The following is a 16949-nucleotide window of genomic DNA, read 5'->3' on the forward strand; positions in this document are numbered from 1 at the left end:
GACCGGTTACGCCCCGTCCGCGCGTCGTCCGGACAGGTCAGCACCCCAGAGCTTCGGAGAGTCGGCTCATGGCGCCGCATGTTCTCGGTCAGCTTCTCGGTCAGCCTCCGTCGGAGTCAGAAAACGGTGGCGAAGGCCCGGACGGGTAGGCACCACGTCCGGACCCGAAAGCCCGGAAGACGCGCGTCGCGAGCCTTCTTCCGGCGGTCGTCGCGGTGACTTCGGGGCCGCGACGCTTCTCCTTCGATCCGCGCCGCCGACGCCGTTGCGGTGCGGATCGACATCGCCCGCGGCGTCCGGCACTGGTCTCCACGTGGGGAGGGACCAGTGCCGGGCGGCGGGTCCCCGGCCCGGCGGCAACGCCCCGTGTGCTCTCGCTATGACCCTGTAAATCTGACGGTACGTCAGTTATGGTCGCCGTCGGGTAGTCTCCGAAGGGGTGAAGTGCGGTGGACACACGTCTGCGGAGCCCGGAGCCTCCGGGTACGCCACGCTGGGTCGCGATGTTCTACGAGCCGGACTCGGCGTCATGGCGGGTCGGCGCCGAGTCGTCGTACCGCTCCCCCGTGGTGCACGCCGTGGGCGAGATGACGCAGACCGTGCGGGCGCGCGGGGGCGAGCCGACCGTCGTCCTGTGGGGGCCGCGGGACGGCGCCTGGCACCGCTTCGAACGCTCCGCGACCCCGACGACGCCAGGTCCGGTCGGTACGGCAGTACGGCCGCCCGCCCGACCCGCGGACCAGCCGGCCGAGTCCGTGGAGCCGAGCAGGCCCGCTGAGCCGAGCAAGCGCACAGAGCCGAGCAAGCGCACAGAGCCGAGCAAGCTCGCTGAGCGCATGGACGACCGGCGGCACCAGGTGCTCATGGCGGGACTGGGCCGGGCGGGCCTCTACGACCTCACACCGGACGATCTGACCGCCGTACAGACCCTGGTGGAGCGGCTTGACGAGACCACCCTGCGCAAGCTCGCCCACTGGCTCGCGACCGCGGGTGCCGACGGGTAGCCGCGACACCGGCTTCGCACGGGCCGCCCGCCCGGAGGCCGGTTCGCCGTACCGTTCGCGGGGCAGTGACGTCGTGTGAGTCATCTGCTCCGCACCGGCCCGGCGCTCCCGTTCGGACGGTGCCCGTTTGCGACCGGAGTGCGCATGACGGTCTCCCCCGACCCCGGCCCGCCGTGTCACGCCTCCGGCGCGTGCGCCGACCGGGTCCCGCCCGTCGTCGCGTGCCAGGACGGATACGGCCTCGTGCGGTCCGCTCGCGAGCACAGCGGAGGCGATGCGCTCGTCCAGGAGACGGCCGAGCGGTGCGCCTCCCAGTCGATGACGGTCATCGCATGACGGGGACCGGCGGAGCGGCGGATCGGATGCGCGGTCCCCTGTCGGAGCTGGTGGTCACGCTCGGCCGCCGGTATGTGCGCGACGCCCCGGGCTCGTTCGGCAAGGCGACCCTCGCCGCCCGCTGGCTGAACCCGTATCTGCGGGACCATCCACGCCGGCGCGTCGTGATGACCCACTCCGGCGCACGGTTCGCGGTGGACACCCAGGACCTCATCCAGCGCTATGTGTATCTGTTCGGGGTGTGGGAGCCGCACATGACGAGCTGGCTGCGGCGCCGGCTGAAGCCGGGGGACGGCTTCGTCGACGTAGGGGCGAACGTGGGGGTCTTCAGCGTCCTGGCGTCACGGCTCGTCGGGGAACGGGGGAGGGTCGTGGCGATCGAGGCGTCGCCCGCGTTCCACCGCCGCCTGCTGCAGCAGCGCGCGCTGAACGACTGCCGGAACATCCGTGCCGTCAACGCCGCGGTCTCCGACGGCCTCAAGACCCTGACCTTCGTGCTCGCCAGTTCCCGCAACATGGGGGCGAACAGCATCGTTCCCTACGACGGCCCCGCGGAGTCCACCTTCGAGATCGAGGCCCGTCCGCTGCCGGAACTGCTCGAACCGGCGGAGATCGCGAGCGCCCGGGTGATCAAGATCGATGTCGAGGGCGCGGAGGGTGGCGTCGTCCGCGGCCTCGCGCCCCTGCTGGACAGGCTGCGGCCCGACGCGGAGATCAGCGCCGAGGTGACCCCCGAGCGCATGGCCCGGCTCGGGGACTCGGCCGACGAACTGCTCGGGACGATGACCGACGCGGGCTTTCACGTCTATCGGCTGGCCAACGACTACGCGCCCGGGAGCTACCCGTCGGCGCTGAGCGGCCCGGCGGGCGTGCCCGTTCGTTGGCGCGGGCCCGTGGAGGCGGAGTGCGATCTGATCTTCTCCCGGGTGGACGCGGAGACGCTGCCCTGACCCGTGCGGCGACGCTGCCCTGACCCATGCGATGGCACTGCCTGACCCGTGCGATGGCACTGCCTCGAACCTTGCGATGACGATGGCGCTGCCCCGATGCGTGACGGCCGAGGCGCGCTGCGCCGTTTCCTGCGGCGCAGCTACGCCGTGGTGGAGGGGGAGGAGGACGTCGTGACGGCCGTCGAACGCGGGCTCGGCACGCTGTTCGGCGGCGTATGACGACGCCCCGCCCCACGCCCCGAGGCCCGCGCCCCGAGGGCCCGAGACGACGGCCCGCCCCCTGACCGCGACCCGTGATCTGCGGGGCGGGGCCGTATGCGCGCATGGCTGTGGCCCGCGCCCCGAGGTCCGCGTCCAGCGCGCCGAGACCTCAGATGGCGCCCGTCCCTGGCCGTGACCCTGCCTGACTCGCGGCCTGCGGCCCGCGGGGCCGAGGTGACGGTCCGACCCCTGCACGCCGAGGGCCCAGGGCCGAAGGCCGCGGGGCATGGGCAGGAGACAGGGGGCCTGGGGCGTCAGTCGGTGGACGGCGTGGGTGAGCCGGTGAGCGGGGTGTGCCATCCGAAGCGTGCCAGCGCCCGCGCCCTGGCCGCGACGACGGCCATCCGCGCGTCCCGCTCGGCCGGGTCGACGTGCGGGGCCTGGCCCGTGACCTGACCCTCCCACTTGCGGTAGAGGAGTCCCACCTGCCGGGAGAACCAGCCGCGGCTCACCGAGTTCAGGGCCAGCAGGAGCCCGGTGTCCTCGGAGGCCGGCAGCGCCATCCAGCCGCCGAGCGCGAGCAGGAGGTCACGTCGTACGCACAGCGTCGCCGGGTGGACCTGGGCGCGGAAGCCGTTCCGCGCCCAGTACTCCGTCACGACGCCGCGCTCGATCGGCCCGTCGTCGGGGTCCGCGGGGAAGCCCGCCGTGGAGCCGTCCGGCATGAGGTCCAGCACCCGGGAGGTCGCCCAGCCGATGCCGGGGTCCCCTTCGAGGACGGCCAGATCGCGGGCGAGGGCGCCCGGGGTGAGCTGGTCGTCGGCGTCCAGGACCTTGACGTACGCGCCGTCGGCGTGTGCGAGCGCCATCGTGCGGGCCACGCCGGGGCCGCCGGGCCGTCCCTGCCGGAAGGTCACCCGCGCGTCGTCGGGGACGTACGGACGGACGTCGTCCGTCTTCCCGTCCTGCTGGATCACCCACTGCCACGTCCAGCCGTCGGGCAGTTCCTGCGCGCACAGCGACTTGTGGGCCTCCGCCAGGAACGGGGCCGAAGGCGCGTGAACCGCGGTGACGATGCTGACGCGCCGGCGCACGGCGGCCCTCACCACCTTTCCAGGGACGTGGTGAAGAGGAGTTCCGTGCGGTCGCCGGGGAGGGTGACATGGGTGATGTCCACGACGCGGTCCTCGATGTCGTACGACGTCTTCCGCAGCAGGATCACCGACGTACCCGGGGGCAGCTCCAGCTCCTCGGCCTCCTCCGGCGTCGGCGGGCGGGCGGTGAAGCGCTCCTCGACCCGGTCCACCTCGATGCCCGCGGTGTACAGCTGGTGCTGGGTGCCGCCCGGCCACGGCTCGTTGCGGTCGTCCAGCAGATCCGGGTTCACGGCGATCATGTCGCGGACCAGATAGGAGGTGACCAGGTTGAACGGGGCGGTCTCGGCGGCGTGGCGGGTCCGGTAGGTGCGTTCCAGAAGGACGGTGTGCTCGGGCACGCCGAACGCGTCCGCGAGGTCCTGGGGCGCCTTGATCTCCCGGTATCTGGCGTAGAAGACGAGATCCCGCAGTTCAAGGCCGGTGTCGCGCTCGGTCGCGCCGGTCTGGGCCCGCTCGGCCTCCGGTTCGCGGGCCCGGCGCTTCTCCCACTGGTGCCGGCGGTTGTCGCGGACCGCCCGGGTGCGCGGACACCGGACGAAGGTGCCGCTGCCGTGCCGCTTGTCGATCAGACCTTCCTCGTTCAGCACCCGGAGCGCGTTCTGGATCGTGGGCACGCTGCGCCTGTACTGCCGTGCCAGGTCCGCCTCCGACGGCAGGCGTTGGCCGGGCTCGCGCCCGCCCTCGCGGATGGACCGGCGGATGTCGTCCGCGATCACTTCGTACGCTTTGGGCACAGGAGTCACCTCACCATCAGGCTACGACTCCTGAAGAGGTCCTTACGACTTGGGGTCGGGCGGGGAGAGCGGGCATGCGAAGGCCCCCGGCCGGGGGAGGGGGAGGCCGGGGGACTCGCGCTGATGTGGAGCTGTACGCAAGTTCGCCATCAGGTGTTGCTGTTCTGCCGTGTTGCCGTGTTGCCGTGTTGCCGTGTTGCTGTTCTGCCGTGTTGCTGAGGTGCTGAGTTGCTCTCACTGTGGCTTGGGCGCCGCACGTTCTGCGTGCTGCTGCCGCTGTACCGCTGGGTGTCCGGCTCCGTTCGGGCCCGCCGGTCGGATTCCGGCTCGGTTTCGGTCAAGTTCCGTCAGGTCCGGCGTCAGCGGTGGAGGAGCGTCGGCTCAGCAGGTGAGCGGTGCCGGGGCTGCCAGGCCCCTCAGGATGTCCGCCGCGGTGTCTTCGAGGGGGCTGTGGCGGCAACTGGGAGATGTGCCGTGGGCCTCGGCCCGGATCCGTTGCTTCATCGTGGGGGGCAGCGCTCTGGCTTCGGACCAGGACCAGGAGCCTGGCCAGGACCAGTGGTGCGTCGCCGGCATCGGAGCGGGTGCGCTGCTCTTCTGCGGGGCCTCGGTCTGCGGGGCGGCCGCGGCCGTGGCCGAGGAGGCGAGCCCGAGCGCCGCGAACAGGGCGAGGAAGGCGGTGACGATGACGGTCCACAGATTCATGACCTTGTTGCTCCTGGCCATGACCCCTCACTTTCGGGTTGGGCGATTTGCGTACTTTCCTCATGATGTGTATGAGCGTCGCGAAGTGGTGGACCCGCGCACGTGGCGCGGCGATGTTCCGATGAACACCACTCGGATGGGTGCAAAGCGGAAGAAAATCTCCCAAATAGGGATCTCGGGTGGTGAAGAGGGAGCAAAGTAACGGTGCGTGGATGTGCGGCAACCGTCCGCTCAGGACCCGCCGTCCGCGGCTAAAGCGCTCTTGTGGGCGGGAGTTGGGGGCTCGGCGCAGGTCACCGAACGATATCGGGCGGTGTGTATAGTCGGGCGCCAGAGGTCCCCTACGTCAAGGAAAGACGAGGTCGCGCGGTGAAGAAGCTGCTCCTGGTCGCACTGGCCGCCATCGGCGGGCTCCTCGTGTACCGCCAGATCCAGGCGGATCGCGCCGAGCAGGATCTGTGGACGGAGGCGACTGACTCCGTGCCCACGGGTTCGTGAGTACAGACAACGGAAACCGATCAGGCCCCGACCGCCCCTGCGGTCGGGGTTTTGTGTTGCCCGGGCGCCGATGAGGGGGTAGGGCCGCGCGCGAGCGGGGCGTTTCGGACGGCCGCACGGATTGCCGGGATGAGCCGGGCGCGCGCGGGGCAGGATGGGCCACGGCCCGGTACGGCGCGACGCCATGTGGTGCCCGTGGGCGGTCACGGCCACCGTTGACGCAGTGCGGCTGTCGGCCGTTCTCGACTAGCGGAACGCGGTTTCGGGCTGTAGAGGGCGACGGGCGGTCTTCTCTATGAGGGGCGTGTGCGGGGCCTGCGCGGGGTGCCTGCGTCGGGAGTTTCCGGGGGGTGCCTCCATGGGGGCCTACGGGGTGGGCGCGTACGGGGCGGGTGCCTCTTGAGGGCGCCCTCCTGGGGGTGCCTCTGAGGGGTGCCTCCTGGAGGGGCCTCCTGGGGGGTGCCGCTGGGGGGTGCCCGTCGCACCGTCGTGGACGAGGAGGAGGGGTGACACGGGATGGGTCGGCGCACGGGGTGGCGTACGGCGGGGTGGTGGCCCGGGGCGACCCGGCGGAGCCGTCGGCCGCCCGTCGCGGTCGGGCTCGCGGGGGCGGCGGTGGTGCTGTGCGCCCTGCTGATGCCGGGCCGTTCGGCGGTGGCCGTGGGCTCACAGGCCGGGGCCATGGGCTCGGCGACCGGGGCCTCCGTCGGGTACGCCTTCGCGGAAGGGGCCAGGACCGTCGCCGGAGCGGCCGGCACCGTGGACGCCCCGGGGCTGAAGCCGGGAAAGACGTACCGGAGTTCCCTCCCCCGCGACGGCGGGCTCTACTACCGCGTGGAGCTGCGGGCGACGACGACGGCGTACGTCCCCGTGACCGCCGTACCCCCCGCCGGTGTCGCCGTCTCCGCCAGCGACGGCATCAGGGTGTCGGTGCAGGACGCCAACGGCGGCTCCTGTTCCTATGCGTCCGCGCGGTTCGGGGCGGGACTGAGCCCGCGGCCGGTCACGGCCCTCGGAATGCGCCAGGTGGGCGGCTCCCTGTGCCAGGGAGCGGGCACCTATTACGTACGGGTCGAGCGCCTCGAACCGGCGGGCACGGCGGGTACGGCGGGCGTGCCGGGTTCGGGTGGCGTGTCCGCGTCGGGTGCCTGGGACCTGGAGCTGGCACCGGTCGCCGAGCCGCGTCCGCAGCGGGCCGGGGCCACGAGCGCGCCCGAGGTCTGGGACTCCGCCTCGCCCGAGCCGGTCACCGGTGAGCCACGGCGCCGCGCCGGCGGAGCGGGCTTCGCCACGGCACACGCGCTCGGACAAGGCGTCTGGCAGACGGACATGGAGCCCGGGCAGACCCTCTTCTACAAGGTGCCGGTCGACTGGGGCCAGCAGGTGCACGCCACCGCCGAACTGGGCAGTTCGAACGGGGCCGGCGGCTATGTCAGCGGAGCCCTCGACCTGGCGCTGCACAATCCCGTCCGCGGCTACGTCGACGACGCGGCCCTCAGCTACAACGGCAGCCAGAAGGCGGCGGCCCTCAGCCCCCTGCCGCCCGTCGAGTACCGCAACCGGTACGCCGTGCTCGACGCGGTGCGCACCATGCGCTTCGCCGGGGCGTACTACCTCGTCGTGCACCTCAGTGAGGGGATGGCCGACACGTTCGGCCAGGGGCCCTTCGGGGTGACGCTCCGGGTGCGCGTCACCGGCACCCCGCACACCGGGCCCGGGTACGCCGGGCAGTCCGAGCCGCGCCACCTGTTCGAGGTCACGGCCCAGGACCGGGAGGCGGCCGTGACGGGGTGGAGCGGCGGGGGCGGGGGCGGGGACGCCGCGATGCGGGCGCTGGCGGCGGGCGGCATCGGCGCGGGGAGCGCGCTGCTGCTGGGGCTCGGGCTATGGACGGTGGCCGCCCGGCGGCGGGCCGGCGCTCAGATGCGGGTCAATGCCCAGAAACCCACGGCGTAGCAGGCCAGTGCCAGGAGCAGGATCGGTATCGCGGCCTTCGCCGGAGGACCGGGGTGAGGGGTACGGCGCGTGCGGTGGGCGCGATGGGTGCGGCGTGCGGCCCGGCGGGGTGGGGGCGGGGCCGACGGCGAATTTGCCTGTGCGGGATGCGGAGCCTGCGGGTTTTGAGCGGTGTATGAAGCAGTAGAGGCGTCAGCGCGCTGCGGCCGCATCGGAGGCAGCGGCGCCGGTGCGGGGTTCCAGGGGGCCTGCGGACGGAAAGAGGACTGGGCCTCGGTGGGGCCGTGGGCGGGGTCGTTGGGGGAGACATGCGCGTGGGTGTGCGCGGTCGCGGTGGGGGGTTGGTCGGGGTGGTGGGGAGGGGGGTCGTGCAGTGGCTGGGGCTGGCCGTGTTGTGGGTGGCGCCGGTCGTGCTGTGGCTGGTGCAGGTCATGTTGTGGGTGGTGCCGAGGCGGGCCGGCCTGGTGGGTCGGTGGGGGGTGGCCCTGGGAGAGCGGTGTCCCGGATGTGTCCGTCCCCGTGCCGGGCGGCCGCGCGGGCTGCGGAGGCGGCAGATGGAAACTCCCGGTGTCCGACATGGTGAACGGCTGCGGACCGCCGCCCTCCTGGGGATCGGCGGGTACGGCGGCTTCCGGGCCGCGAGAGGCGGCCGAAGCGGGAGGTGCGGAACGGGCAGGAGCGAAAGGGGAGTTGTCGCAGAGGGCGGGGTCGGAAGGTGAGTTGCCCGAAGGGAAGTTGCCGGCCGGGGAGTTGTCGGAAGAGCGGGGGACGGAGGCCGTGGGACCGGGGGCGGTACGACCGGAATCAACAGGGTTGGAATCACCGGCGCCGGAATCACCGGGACCGGAGCCAATGGCGCCGGAATTGCCGGGACCGGAGCCAATGGCGCCGGAATTGCCGGGACCGGAACCAATGGGATCGGATCCACCAGGACCGGAGCCAGTGTGACCGGAGTCGCCGGGATCGGAGTCGGAGCGGAGGTAAGGCGGGCCGGCGGGGGTGGCCGGGGCGCCGGGGACGGAATGCATGTCGCTCGGCCCGGGTCGAGCGGAGGTCTGGGGCGGAACCTGCTCGGGGAGGCCGTTCGCCGGCGAAGAGACGTCCTGCGCGCCCGACGCGTCCTCGGGCCCGACAGCGCCCGGCCGCGCAACCCCTGCCGCCGCGCCCCCTGCCGCCGCGACCCCGGTCGACCAGGCTCCGGACACGGTGCCCGTTCCGGCGGGCCCCGGTGGGCCGGGTCGCGCCGCCGAATCCACCTGGGTGTCCACGCCCGAGGCCGTTCGGAAGGGGCCATCGGGGCCGAAACCCGGCGGGAGCGGGCCGAGTTGGTCGAAGACCTCGATCACCTCGTCGTCGAGGCCGGGCTCCGGCAGGAGTTCCGTGGCCGAGGCAAGCGCCTTGCGGGCCCCCGTGGCCGTACGGAAACGGGCCTCCGGATCCGGTTGCAGCAGCGTGGACACGACCTGCCAGAGCGGCTCGGGGACGCCCTTGGGCGCCCCCGGTGTCCCGTGTTCGGCGAAGTGCTGGACGAGGGCCTTCGCGTCGGGCTTGGCTCCCTCCAGCAGATACAGGGCGACCAAACCCACGGCGAACAGATCGGCCCGGAAGTCGGGTTCCGCTCCCAGCATCTGCTCGGGCGCGAGATAACCCGGCGTTCCCACCACGAGATTGGTCTCGGTCAGCCGCGGTTCGCCCAGCCGCATCGCGATGCCGAAGTCGGACAGGCGCAGCCGTGGACGGCCGGTGCCGGTGGCCTCCAGCAGGATGTTGGCGGGCTTGATGTCACGGTGCACGACTCCTTCCTCGTGCACCGCGGCGAGTCCGGACAGGAGTTGGTCGAGCAGCGTGCAGACGAACGAGGGCGGCAAGGGGCCGTAGTCGCCGACCAGATGGACCAGCGAGCCGCCGGCGACCAGGTCCATGGTGAACAGGACCTTGTCGTCGTCCGCGGCCCAACTGGCCGGCGCGAGCACATGGGGGTGATCGATCCGCAGGGCCTGTTCCCGTACGAACCGCAGGAGCGAGTGGGCGTCGCGCTGTTGGAGCACCTTCGCGGCGACATAACGACGGCGACGGTGGTCCCAGGCGCGCCAGACGGCGCCGACGCCTCCGCGTCCGATCGGGTCGGCCAGTTCGTACCGGCCGGCGAAGACCTCACCCATGGCTGTCCGTCGCTCCTCCCCCTGCGGCTGACCCCTTGCCCCCTCACCTCTTGTTCCCCCTGTCCCCCTTGTTTCCCCCGAGATGAGTGATACGCCCCCTTGTCGTGCCCTCAGGCACTCCCCCTCGCGCGTCGGCCCGTCCGTCGGACCCCCTCCGTCGGACGGGCCGGGAAGTCAGCTCTGGTGGGACTGGTAGTGCGCGACGGCGTCGGAGGTGCGGCCCGCGCCGTACACCCGGAGGAACTCTGCCAGTTCCGGGTGGGTCGGGGCGAGGGTGTCGGCGGCCTCGATGATGTCCCCCGCGGCGGCCACCGAGCGCAGCAGCGACTGGATCTCGCGGACCACCCGCTTGACCGTCGGCGCGCCCGAACTGCTCGTCGTCTGCGTGGTGTTGCTGAGCACGGAGCCCCCCTGTGACTTCTTGATCTCATCCATGCGGTCGGTCGCCTCGGCCGCGCTGACGCTGCCGTCCGCGACCTGCGCCGCCAGGTCCTGCAGCAACTGCACCCGCTGGACCACCGCGGGATTGCCGATCTTCGCGCGCTGGCCGCTCATCAGCTGCGACAGCATCGGCGCGGACAGTCCCAGTACCGCGGCGAGCCGGGCCTGGTTGAGCCCGAGATCATCTATGAGCTTACGGAAGAGCGCCCCCAACGGCTCCCCGTACCAGTTCCGCTGCAGCTCCCGCGCTCTTGCGGTGGCTTCCTGCTGTGCGGCGTCCATGTTGCGTCTCCCCATCGCTTCCCCAAGAACGTGGTTCGCTGTCGCGAACCACGCCGAGCATCTTACGGAGCGTGGTCGTTTCGAGGGACCCCCAGCTTTTTTGCGAGATCCCCGGGGTGACCCGGTACTCTGGTCTGCGGCGCCCACCCGAGTGCGATGCTCGGGCAGGCCGCCGCTCGCAAGGGGCCTTAGCTCAGTTGGTAGAGCGCTGTCTTTGCATGGCAGATGTCAGGGGTTCGACTCCCCTAGGCTCCACAGGTAAACGCCCCCTGGCCAGCGGAAACGCGGCTTCAGGGGGCGTTTTTTGTGTCTGCGTGGGGGCGCCTGTGAGGCGGGAGTTCGCACGGGGTGCGCGTGTTCGGGGCAGCGTGGGGCTCCTTCGGCTCGGCCGGGGGCTCGTGGATGTTCTGGCCGAGGTGCCGCGGGTGGTGTGCTCGCCCGCGGCAGGCGGCGGCCGGCCGAGGGCCAGGCCGCGTTGGTGGCGTCTTCGGGGAGGGCTCACTCAGGGGCGTCGTGGAAACGCGTCGGGGGCGGGTGTTCTTCTTCGTGCTGCCCGGCGGGAGTTCGCTCGTAGGCGACGCACAGGGCCGCCGCGGTGATCGCCAGCAGGGCCGCGGTGCAGGAGCAGACCGTGGTGACGGTGCCGGGTGCCGCCGCCAGGCGGGGTGTGACACCGGCCAGCAGGGCGGCGTGCCCGGTCGAGGCGGCCATGGCCAGCAGCCGGGCCGAACCGTCACCGCGGTGCGGCAGGGGCGGTTCCCAGCCCAGCAGCGTGGCCAGCGCGGGCGGCCATACGAGCACGGTGCACATCCCGAGCAGGGCGCAGCCGATGGTGGTGTTCATACGGGCACTCCGTAGGCGTGGCGGCAGCGCGCCAGACGGATGTCCGGGCTCACACCGTGGGGGATCCTAGCCGTCGGATGCCCGTATTGCGGCGGAGATATGAATCTTGCGTGCTGATGGGGTCAAGTGTGACGATATGGCGGCCCGTGGTGGCCGGGTCAGTCCTCGTCCTCGTCGTGCTTCGTCTTCGGGTCCTTCGTCTTCGGGTCCTTCTGCTCCGGCTTCTGCTCGGGTTGTTCGTCAGGGCTGCCGTCTCCGGCCGCGGTGTCGGCGGAGACGGATCCGGAGGAGTCGGTGTCGGTGGACAGGGAGTCGGCGGGGGCGGACTCGGTGGCGGACGACGGGGCGGGAGCCGAACTGTGCGGTGCGTCGGGTCCCGAGGTCTCCGCCGATCCGGAGTCCGGGGCGAACCAGGCCATACCGATCAGCAGGGCGGCCACGAAGAGCACCGTCGCGGCGACGGCGCCCAGCAGTTTCGGGCTGCGTACGGCGAGGTGGCGCACCGTGGGTTGGCGGCGGGCGCGTCCCCGGTGCGGTGAGGAGGCGTGTGCGCCGGAGTTCGGCAGCGCGTAGGTGGTCGCCGGGCCCGGCTCGCCGGGCAGAGGGCGTGCCTGGGCCGCGCCGTGGGCCCCCGCCCGTCCGGCCGCTCCGGCGCCGCTCCGTCCTGCTGCACTTGCACCGCCGCGTCCGGCGGGGCCGTGCGCTGTCTGCCCGGCCGCGCCCGCGGGCCCTCGTCCGGCCGCTCCGCCGGCGCCGGTGCCGAAACCGGGCCCGGGTGCCGGTCTGCCCCGGCCCGATGCGTGCCCGCCGGCATCCCCGGGCGCGGCGGGCGGGAGCGGTTCGCGGTGCCCGCGCCAGGAGTCGACGGCGAACCACTCGGCGACCTGGGGCGCGGCCGGCCGTGTCTCCGGCTGCTTGGCGAGCATGCCGAGCAGGTAGTTCTCCAGCGCGGGTGGCATGTCGACGCCGAGCTGACGCGGCGGGGTGGGCGCGCTGTCGAGGTGGTGGTGCAGGATCGCGACCGCCGAGTCGGCCTCGAACGGCGGTCGGCCGATGAGGAGTTGGTAGAGCACACAGCCCAGCGAGTACACGTCCGACGGCGGCCCGGCGGGCCGGCCGAGGGCGCGTTCCGGCGCCAGGTACAGGCTGGTGCCGACGATCTGGCCGGTCGCGGTGAGCCCCGCCGCCGGGTCGTCCATGAAGCGGGCGATGCCGAAGTCGCCGATCTTCAGGCTGCCGTCGGCGGCGAGCAGGAGGTTCCCGGGCTTGATGTCCCGGTGCACGACGCCCTGTTGATGGGCGGCGGCGAGACCGGCCGCGGCCTCGGCGGCGATCCGGGCCACCCGCTCCGGGGGCAGCGTCCCCTCGGTGGACAGCACATGCGCGAGGCTGTCGCCGTCGACCAGTTCCATCACCAGGAACAGCCGTCCCTCGTGATCACCGAAGTCCAGGACGCCCACCACATGGGGGTGGTCGAGCCGGCCCGCGGTCTGTGCCTCCAGCCGGAAACGGGCGGTGGCGGTGGCGTCGGAGCTCTGGGCCAGCAGGAACTTGATCGCCACCTCTGTGCCGAGCACTTCGTCCCGTGCCCGCCAGACCTCGCCCATCGCTCCCCGCCCGAGGGCGGTGTGCGGCCGATACCGACCCGCTATCAGCACCTGTCGTTCATCCTCACGCCGTTGGCCGACTCCTGATCGCCGCAGGCCAACACCCTGTGCCTTAGGCGGTGTTGGTGGGGGTGCCGCAGCGGCTTCAGCCTACTTGCCGGGGGCCGGCCGTCCGGTCCCGGCTCCGCCGCGGGCGGCATCGGCGGACCGCTCCAAGGGCCGCCCGGGGTCCGGTCCGGCCGTACGGCTCGGACGATCTATACGATGGCGTCCGGAATGGGTGACGGGGAGTCATTACGGCTGGGGGCGAACCGATCATGACGGGCCGCGGGCCTTCGTGAGCGAGGACGGGCACCGACGACCGCGGGGCCTGCTGCTGCGCGCGGCGGTGTTCGTGGGTCGTACGCTGCGCGGCGAGTGGCAGGGCATCGTCGTAGAACCGCTGCGGCAGCTTCGGCGGCGCGGTCCGTTCGCGCTCTCGCTGGCGTTCCTGGCCGCGTTCGGCGTGATCTTCTTCCATGACCTCGCGCAGCGGCCGACGGGTGCGCTGGTGGTGTGGCGGCTGGGCGGCGTCACCGCGGATCTGCCGCTGTGGCTGGCCCTGCTGCGTACGCCGGTGTCCCTGTACGTACCGGCCCTGGATCTGCCGGTCTGGGCGGGCATCACCCAACTGTTCCTCGCGTTCGCACTGGCCGAACTCGCGCTGGGGCGGGTCCGCACGCTGGCGGTGGCGTACGCGACGACGCTGGCCGGCACCCTGACGGTACGGGTGATGATCGCGCTGGGGCCGGGCCGGTGGGGGCTGGGGCTGCCGCCCGAGGTCGGGCAGGTGCTCGACACCGGGCCGTCCGCCGCGGTGGTGGGCCTGTTCACCTACCTCTCGGTCGTCCGGCGCGCCCCGGTGGTGTTCACGCTGACCGGCGGATCGATGGCGTGGGAGTCGATCGCCGTACCCAACCTGGCGGGCCGCGAGCACCTGATCGCGATCGCCGCGGCGATCGTCCTCGGCCTCCTGCACGGCCACCGACCGCACCGGCTCGTTTCCCGCCTCCGCCTCCGCCCCCGTCTCCGCCCCCGTCTCCGTCTCCGGCGTCCGTCAGGCCGACCTGGGGCCGCCGTGCCGGAGGCGGCCGCTGGGGACGAAGTCGTGGTGCCGGAGGCGGCCGCTGGGGCAGGGGTCGTGGTGGGGGATGTGGCTGCCGGGAACCGGCCCGCCGCGCCCCCCAGTGGGGCTGGCGGGGTGGGCGTGGAGGCGTCTGAAAGTGGGGGTGGGTTCCCGGTGGGTGCGGAGGCGTCCGGCGGGGGCGGGGGTGCGTTCGCGGTGGGTGCGGAGGCGTCCGGCGGGGGCGGGGGCGCGTTCGCCGGCGCGGACGGGTGCATCGGCAGGGGCGGGGCGCGCTCGCGTGCCCCCGACGGCTGCCCCACGCCCCCGTCTGCCCCCGACTCGAATTCATCCGTTGCCTCCGCGCCCCCATCGGACGCTGATGCGCCCCCGGCGATGTCACCCACAAGCGCACCCCGATCCCCTGCCTCCACATCAGCCCCGGCCGCGTCCGCGGAAGCTCCCGGACCTTCCGGCTCCGTGAGCGACGGGCGGTGCGGCCGATCCTGAATTGACTTCTGCACCCTGGAGGCGGATGCACAGGTCTGTCACCATGATCCTGCTCGGCGTCTTGTGGAGGGGGGAGGGAGTGCCCGGTGCCGGAGAAGGACGAGCCCGCGCGGAGCCGCCGTCTGATGGTGCTGGCCGTGCTGCCGTTCGCCACGATGGCGGCGGTCACCGTCGCCGATCTCGCCACCAGCCCGTCACTGGGTTTCCTGCCGCTGATCTCGGTGGGACCCGCCTTCGCGCCGCTCGTGGGCGGCTGGCGGCGCACCGCCTGCATCGGCGTGATAGCCCTGCTCCTCTCCGCCGGTCTGGGCTGGTACAACGACCTGATCGACGCCCGGCGCGGCTATATGGCCATCGCCTCCGTCGTCGGGGTCACGGTGGCCGGGCTGGTCGCCGTGACCATGCGGGAGCGGCGCGAGGCGCAACTGGACAGCTTCCGGTCGATCGCGGAGGCGGCCCAGCGGGTGCTGCTCAAGCCGGTGCCGCGGCTGGCCGGGCGTCTGCGGGTGGCGGTCTCGTACATGTCCGCGGTCGCCGAGGCCCGTATCGGCGGCGATCTGTACGAGGTGGTCGCCTTTCCCGGCGGGGTCCGGGTGATCGTGGGGGACGTGCAGGGCAAGGGGCTGGAGGCGGTGGAGACCGCCGCCGTGGTCCTGGGCGCGTTCCGTGAGGCCGCGCCGGACGAGGCGGACCTGGTCCAGGTGGGACGGCGGCTGGAGCGGGCCGTCGACCGGCAGTTGGACGGTGAGAAGTTCGTCACCGCGATCCTCGCCGAGGTGAGCGACGAGCGGGTCACGTTCCTCAACTTCGGGCACCCGGCCCCCATGCTGATCCACGTCGAGGGCACGGTCGACCTGCCGGAGCCGCCCGCGTACGCGCTGCCGCTGGGCCTCGGCGCGCACGGCGCGGAGCCGCCGGAGCCCTTCCACGCGGACTTCCTGCCCGGGGACCAACTGCTGCTCTACACCGACGGGGTGACCGAGGCACGGGATGGCGACGGGCGTTTCTATCCGCTGCCGGACCGGGCCCACCTGCTCAAGGAGCGGGATGCCGAGGCCGCCCTGGAGACCCTGCGGCAGGATCTGTTGCAGCATGTCAGCGGTCCCCTTCAGGACGACGCCGCCATGCTGCTGCTGCGCTACCGGTGACGCGGTCGCGGGCCGACCGCGGCGAGGTCCGGCCGCGGCGAGGTCCGGCGGCCGGGGGTGGCGGTCCTGACCGGGGAGCGGGTCCGGCTTGCGCGGCAGTGTCCTGTGGCGCGGCAGTGTTCTGTGGCGGGGCGGAGTCGTGTGGCGGGGGTCAGGGTTCTGCGGCGGGGGGTGTCTGTGGTGGGTCAGTGTTCTGTGGTGGGGGTGTGTCTGTGGTGGGTCAGTGTTCTGTGGCCGGGTGGTGTTCTGTGGTGGGGCGGCGGGCTCGGGCCGTTGTGCGGGTCATGGCGCGGGCCGTGGCGCGGGACTCCCGGCGGGCGGGCTCCGGCTGCTGGGCGGGCTCCGGGAACGCGGCGGTGTCCGCGAGGGCGGCCTCGTCGGCCGCCAGGACCGCGCTCTCCAGGAGCGCCCGCACCCGTGGCCCCGCGGTCCGGTAGTAGATGCGCGTGCCCTCGCGCCGGGAGACCACCAGGCCCAGCGTGCGCAGCTTCGCCAGGTGCTGGGAGGTGGCCGCGACCTGCGCCCCGAGCAGCTCGGCGAGACGGCCGACCGGCAGTTCCCGCTCGCTCAGCGCCCACAGGAGCCGGTGGCGGGAGGGGTCGGCGACGGCCTTGAGTACGGCCACCGACCGTTCGGCCCGCTCCTCGTCCCAGGACGCTACTTGCGCTCTCATGCAAGTATGCTAACCGCTGCCGCGCATCGACGGCGTTGGAGAGGTACCCGCACATCGGAGCCGATACGTGACCACTGAGCAGCCGGGCGGCGACGGGTCGTTCGAGGATCCCGCCGGCCTGCCGTCCGTTCCGGACGAGGTGTGGGACAAGTTCCTCCAGGACAGCGAGGGCGCGATCCATGTCTCCGGCGCGCCCAAGGAGCCGTCCGCGCGGGAGCGGATGACTCCGCCGGCACCGTCACCGTTTCGGGAGTCCGTGTCGGTGTCGGCGGTCGGTGAGCTGTGGCAGCGGGACGAGCCGCGCCCCGGGCCGGCCTGGCAGGAGCTGGACGGACGGGCCAGGGCCCGCCGGGTGGGCCGCGTGCTCGGCGCCGTCGCGGTGACCGCCCTGATCCTGGTGGCGGTCCGCCCCGGCGCCGCGGGCGGCCCGTCCGGAGAGTCGGGTACGACGGTGGAGCAGTCGGTCGACCTCCCGGACGAACTCCCCTCGGCCACCAGCACCCCCACCTCGCCACCCCCGCCCGACGAGGAAAGCCCCGACGACGCTGCGCACCCCGGTAGCGAGGGGGGCCCGCAGCGCGAGGTGGGCCCGGACGGCAGGCCGGGCCTGTACCTCCGCACCGCACGAAACACCTGAGCA

Annotated in this window: 17 protein-coding genes and 1 tRNA gene; 10 read left to right on the forward strand and 8 right to left on the reverse strand. The window is 72.8% G+C overall.

Translation table 11 applies throughout. The features are described 5' to 3' along the window. Positions 1 to 503: 503 nt before the first annotated feature. The 4 genes from ABT245_RS09625 (at position 504) to ABT245_RS09640 (ending at position 2509) form a co-directional block, all read left to right on the forward strand. Positions 504 to 1004: a hypothetical protein gene (locus ABT245_RS09625; protein ID WP_351730969.1), complete on the forward strand. Its 501-nt coding sequence runs from the start codon at positions 504 to 506 to the stop codon at positions 1002 to 1004. Positions 1005 to 1148: 144 nt separating this feature from the next. Next, entirely contained in the window at positions 1149 to 1340 is a 192-nt protein-coding gene (locus ABT245_RS09630; protein ID WP_351730972.1) for a ferredoxin, read from the forward strand. Between the two features lie 26 nt (positions 1341 to 1366). After that, on the forward strand, positions 1367 to 2290 hold the full coding sequence (locus tag ABT245_RS09635; protein WP_351731247.1) for an FkbM family methyltransferase: 924 nt from the start codon (positions 1367 to 1369) through the stop codon (positions 2288 to 2290). Between the two features lie 96 nt (positions 2291 to 2386). After that, complete coding sequence (locus tag ABT245_RS09640) at positions 2387 to 2509, forward strand: hypothetical protein (protein WP_502982091.1); 123 nt, start codon at positions 2387 to 2389, stop codon at positions 2507 to 2509. 296 nt (positions 2510 to 2805) lie between these two features. Here the strand turns inward: ABT245_RS09640 and ABT245_RS09645 are convergent, their stop codons facing one another. From ABT245_RS09645 to ABT245_RS09655, 3 genes are all read right to left on the reverse strand, one after another. Then, the gene (locus tag ABT245_RS09645) at positions 2806 to 3585 is read right to left on the reverse strand and encodes a glycosyltransferase family 2 protein (RefSeq protein ID WP_351730975.1); all 780 of its coding nucleotides are present in this window, start codon (positions 3583 to 3585) and stop codon (positions 2806 to 2808) included. A gap of 8 nt (positions 3586 to 3593) precedes the next feature. Next, complete coding sequence (locus ABT245_RS09650) at positions 3594 to 4382, reverse strand: GntR family transcriptional regulator (protein WP_351730978.1); 789 nt, start codon at positions 4380 to 4382, stop codon at positions 3594 to 3596. Between the two features lie 381 nt (positions 4383 to 4763). Beyond that, positions 4764 to 5108, reverse strand: a complete 345-nt coding sequence (locus tag ABT245_RS09655; RefSeq protein WP_351730981.1) for a DUF6344 domain-containing protein — start codon at positions 5106 to 5108, stop codon at positions 4764 to 4766. Positions 5109 to 5456: 348 nt separating this feature from the next. Here ABT245_RS09655 and ABT245_RS09660 point away from each other — a divergent pair, with 348 nt between their 5' ends. Next, positions 5457 to 5585, forward strand: a complete 129-nt coding sequence (locus ABT245_RS09660) for a DLW-39 family protein (protein ID WP_003999697.1) — start codon at positions 5457 to 5459, stop codon at positions 5583 to 5585. A gap of 516 nt (positions 5586 to 6101) precedes the next feature. After that, positions 6102 to 7541, forward strand: a complete 1440-nt coding sequence (locus ABT245_RS09665; protein ID WP_351730984.1) for a hypothetical protein — start codon at positions 6102 to 6104, stop codon at positions 7539 to 7541. Here the strand turns inward: ABT245_RS09665 and ABT245_RS09670 are convergent. Both ABT245_RS09670 and ABT245_RS09675 read right to left on the reverse strand, forming a co-directional pair. Continuing rightward, positions 7505 to 9703, reverse strand: coding sequence for a serine/threonine-protein kinase (locus ABT245_RS09670; protein ID WP_351730987.1), 2199 nt, complete (start codon positions 9701 to 9703; stop codon positions 7505 to 7507). The genes ABT245_RS09665 and ABT245_RS09670 overlap by 37 nt on opposite strands. 174 nt (positions 9704 to 9877) lie before the next feature. Beyond that, the gene (locus tag ABT245_RS09675; protein WP_351730989.1) at positions 9878 to 10426 is read right to left on the reverse strand and encodes a helix-turn-helix domain-containing protein; all 549 of its coding nucleotides are present in this window, start codon (positions 10424 to 10426) and stop codon (positions 9878 to 9880) included. Positions 10427 to 10608: 182 nt separating this feature from the next. Between ABT245_RS09675 and ABT245_RS09680 the strand changes: the two genes are divergently transcribed. Further along, positions 10609 to 10681: transfer RNA gene (locus ABT245_RS09680), tRNA-Ala, on the forward strand. Positions 10682 to 10924: 243 nt separating this feature from the next. Here the strand turns inward: ABT245_RS09680 and ABT245_RS09685 are convergent. Both ABT245_RS09685 and ABT245_RS09690 read right to left on the reverse strand, forming a co-directional pair. After that, positions 10925 to 11269, reverse strand: coding sequence for a hypothetical protein (locus tag ABT245_RS09685; protein ID WP_351730991.1), 345 nt, complete (start codon positions 11267 to 11269; stop codon positions 10925 to 10927). Positions 11270 to 11427: 158 nt separating this feature from the next. Continuing rightward, entirely contained in the window at positions 11428 to 12876 is a 1449-nt protein-coding gene (locus ABT245_RS09690) for a serine/threonine-protein kinase (RefSeq protein WP_351730993.1), read from the reverse strand. A 280-nt stretch (positions 12877 to 13156) separates the two neighbouring features. Between ABT245_RS09690 and ABT245_RS46025 the strand changes: the two genes are divergently transcribed. Further along, complete coding sequence (locus tag ABT245_RS46025) at positions 13157 to 14488, forward strand: hypothetical protein (RefSeq protein WP_502982094.1); 1332 nt, start codon at positions 13157 to 13159, stop codon at positions 14486 to 14488. 125 nt (positions 14489 to 14613) lie between these two features. Then, positions 14614 to 15636, forward strand: coding sequence for a PP2C family protein-serine/threonine phosphatase (locus ABT245_RS09700; RefSeq protein ID WP_351731249.1), 1023 nt, complete (start codon positions 14614 to 14616; stop codon positions 15634 to 15636). A gap of 220 nt (positions 15637 to 15856) precedes the next feature. Here ABT245_RS09700 and ABT245_RS09705 read toward each other — a convergent pair whose 3' ends face one another. Continuing rightward, positions 15857 to 16309 (reverse strand): ArsR/SmtB family transcription factor, encoded by a 453-nt coding sequence (locus ABT245_RS09705; RefSeq protein ID WP_351730995.1) that lies wholly within the window; start codon positions 16307 to 16309, stop codon positions 15857 to 15859. A 67-nt stretch (positions 16310 to 16376) separates the two neighbouring features. Here ABT245_RS09705 and ABT245_RS09710 point away from each other — a divergent pair, with 67 nt between their 5' ends. Continuing rightward, complete coding sequence (locus ABT245_RS09710) at positions 16377 to 16946, forward strand: hypothetical protein (RefSeq protein ID WP_351730997.1); 570 nt, start codon at positions 16377 to 16379, stop codon at positions 16944 to 16946. Positions 16947 to 16949: the final 3 nt, after the last annotated feature.

It is taken from the genome of Streptomyces sp. NPDC001508 (genome assembly GCF_040298665.1).
Classification (GTDB): domain Bacteria; phylum Actinomycetota; class Actinomycetes; order Streptomycetales; family Streptomycetaceae; genus Streptomyces.

Coding starts and splice junctions, on each gene's coding strand:
- ABT245_RS09625 (WP_351730969.1), top strand. CDS start 504: ATGTTCTACGAGCCGGACTCGGCGTCATGGCGGGTCGGCGCCGAGTCG.
- ABT245_RS09630 (WP_351730972.1), top strand. CDS start 1,149: ATGACGGTCTCCCCCGACCCCGGCCCGCCGTGTCACGCCTCCGGCGCG.
- ABT245_RS09635 (WP_351731247.1), top strand. CDS start 1,367: ATGCGCGGTCCCCTGTCGGAGCTGGTGGTCACGCTCGGCCGCCGGTAT.
- ABT245_RS09640 (WP_502982091.1), top strand. CDS start 2,387: ATGCGTGACGGCCGAGGCGCGCTGCGCCGTTTCCTGCGGCGCAGCTAC.
- ABT245_RS09655 (WP_351730981.1), bottom strand. CDS start 5,108: ATGGCCAGGAGCAACAAGGTCATGAATCTGTGGACCGTCATCGTCACC.
- ABT245_RS09665 (WP_351730984.1), top strand. CDS start 6,102: ATGGGTCGGCGCACGGGGTGGCGTACGGCGGGGTGGTGGCCCGGGGCG.
- ABT245_RS09670 (WP_351730987.1), bottom strand. CDS start 9,703: ATGGGTGAGGTCTTCGCCGGCCGGTACGAACTGGCCGACCCGATCGGA.
- ABT245_RS09675 (WP_351730989.1), bottom strand. CDS start 10,426: ATGGACGCCGCACAGCAGGAAGCCACCGCAAGAGCGCGGGAGCTGCAG.
- ABT245_RS09685 (WP_351730991.1), bottom strand. CDS start 11,269: ATGAACACCACCATCGGCTGCGCCCTGCTCGGGATGTGCACCGTGCTC.
- ABT245_RS09690 (WP_351730993.1), bottom strand. CDS start 12,876: ATGGGCGAGGTCTGGCGGGCACGGGACGAAGTGCTCGGCACAGAGGTG.
- ABT245_RS09700 (WP_351731249.1), top strand. CDS start 14,614: ATGGTGCTGGCCGTGCTGCCGTTCGCCACGATGGCGGCGGTCACCGTC.
- ABT245_RS09705 (WP_351730995.1), bottom strand. CDS start 16,309: ATGAGAGCGCAAGTAGCGTCCTGGGACGAGGAGCGGGCCGAACGGTCG.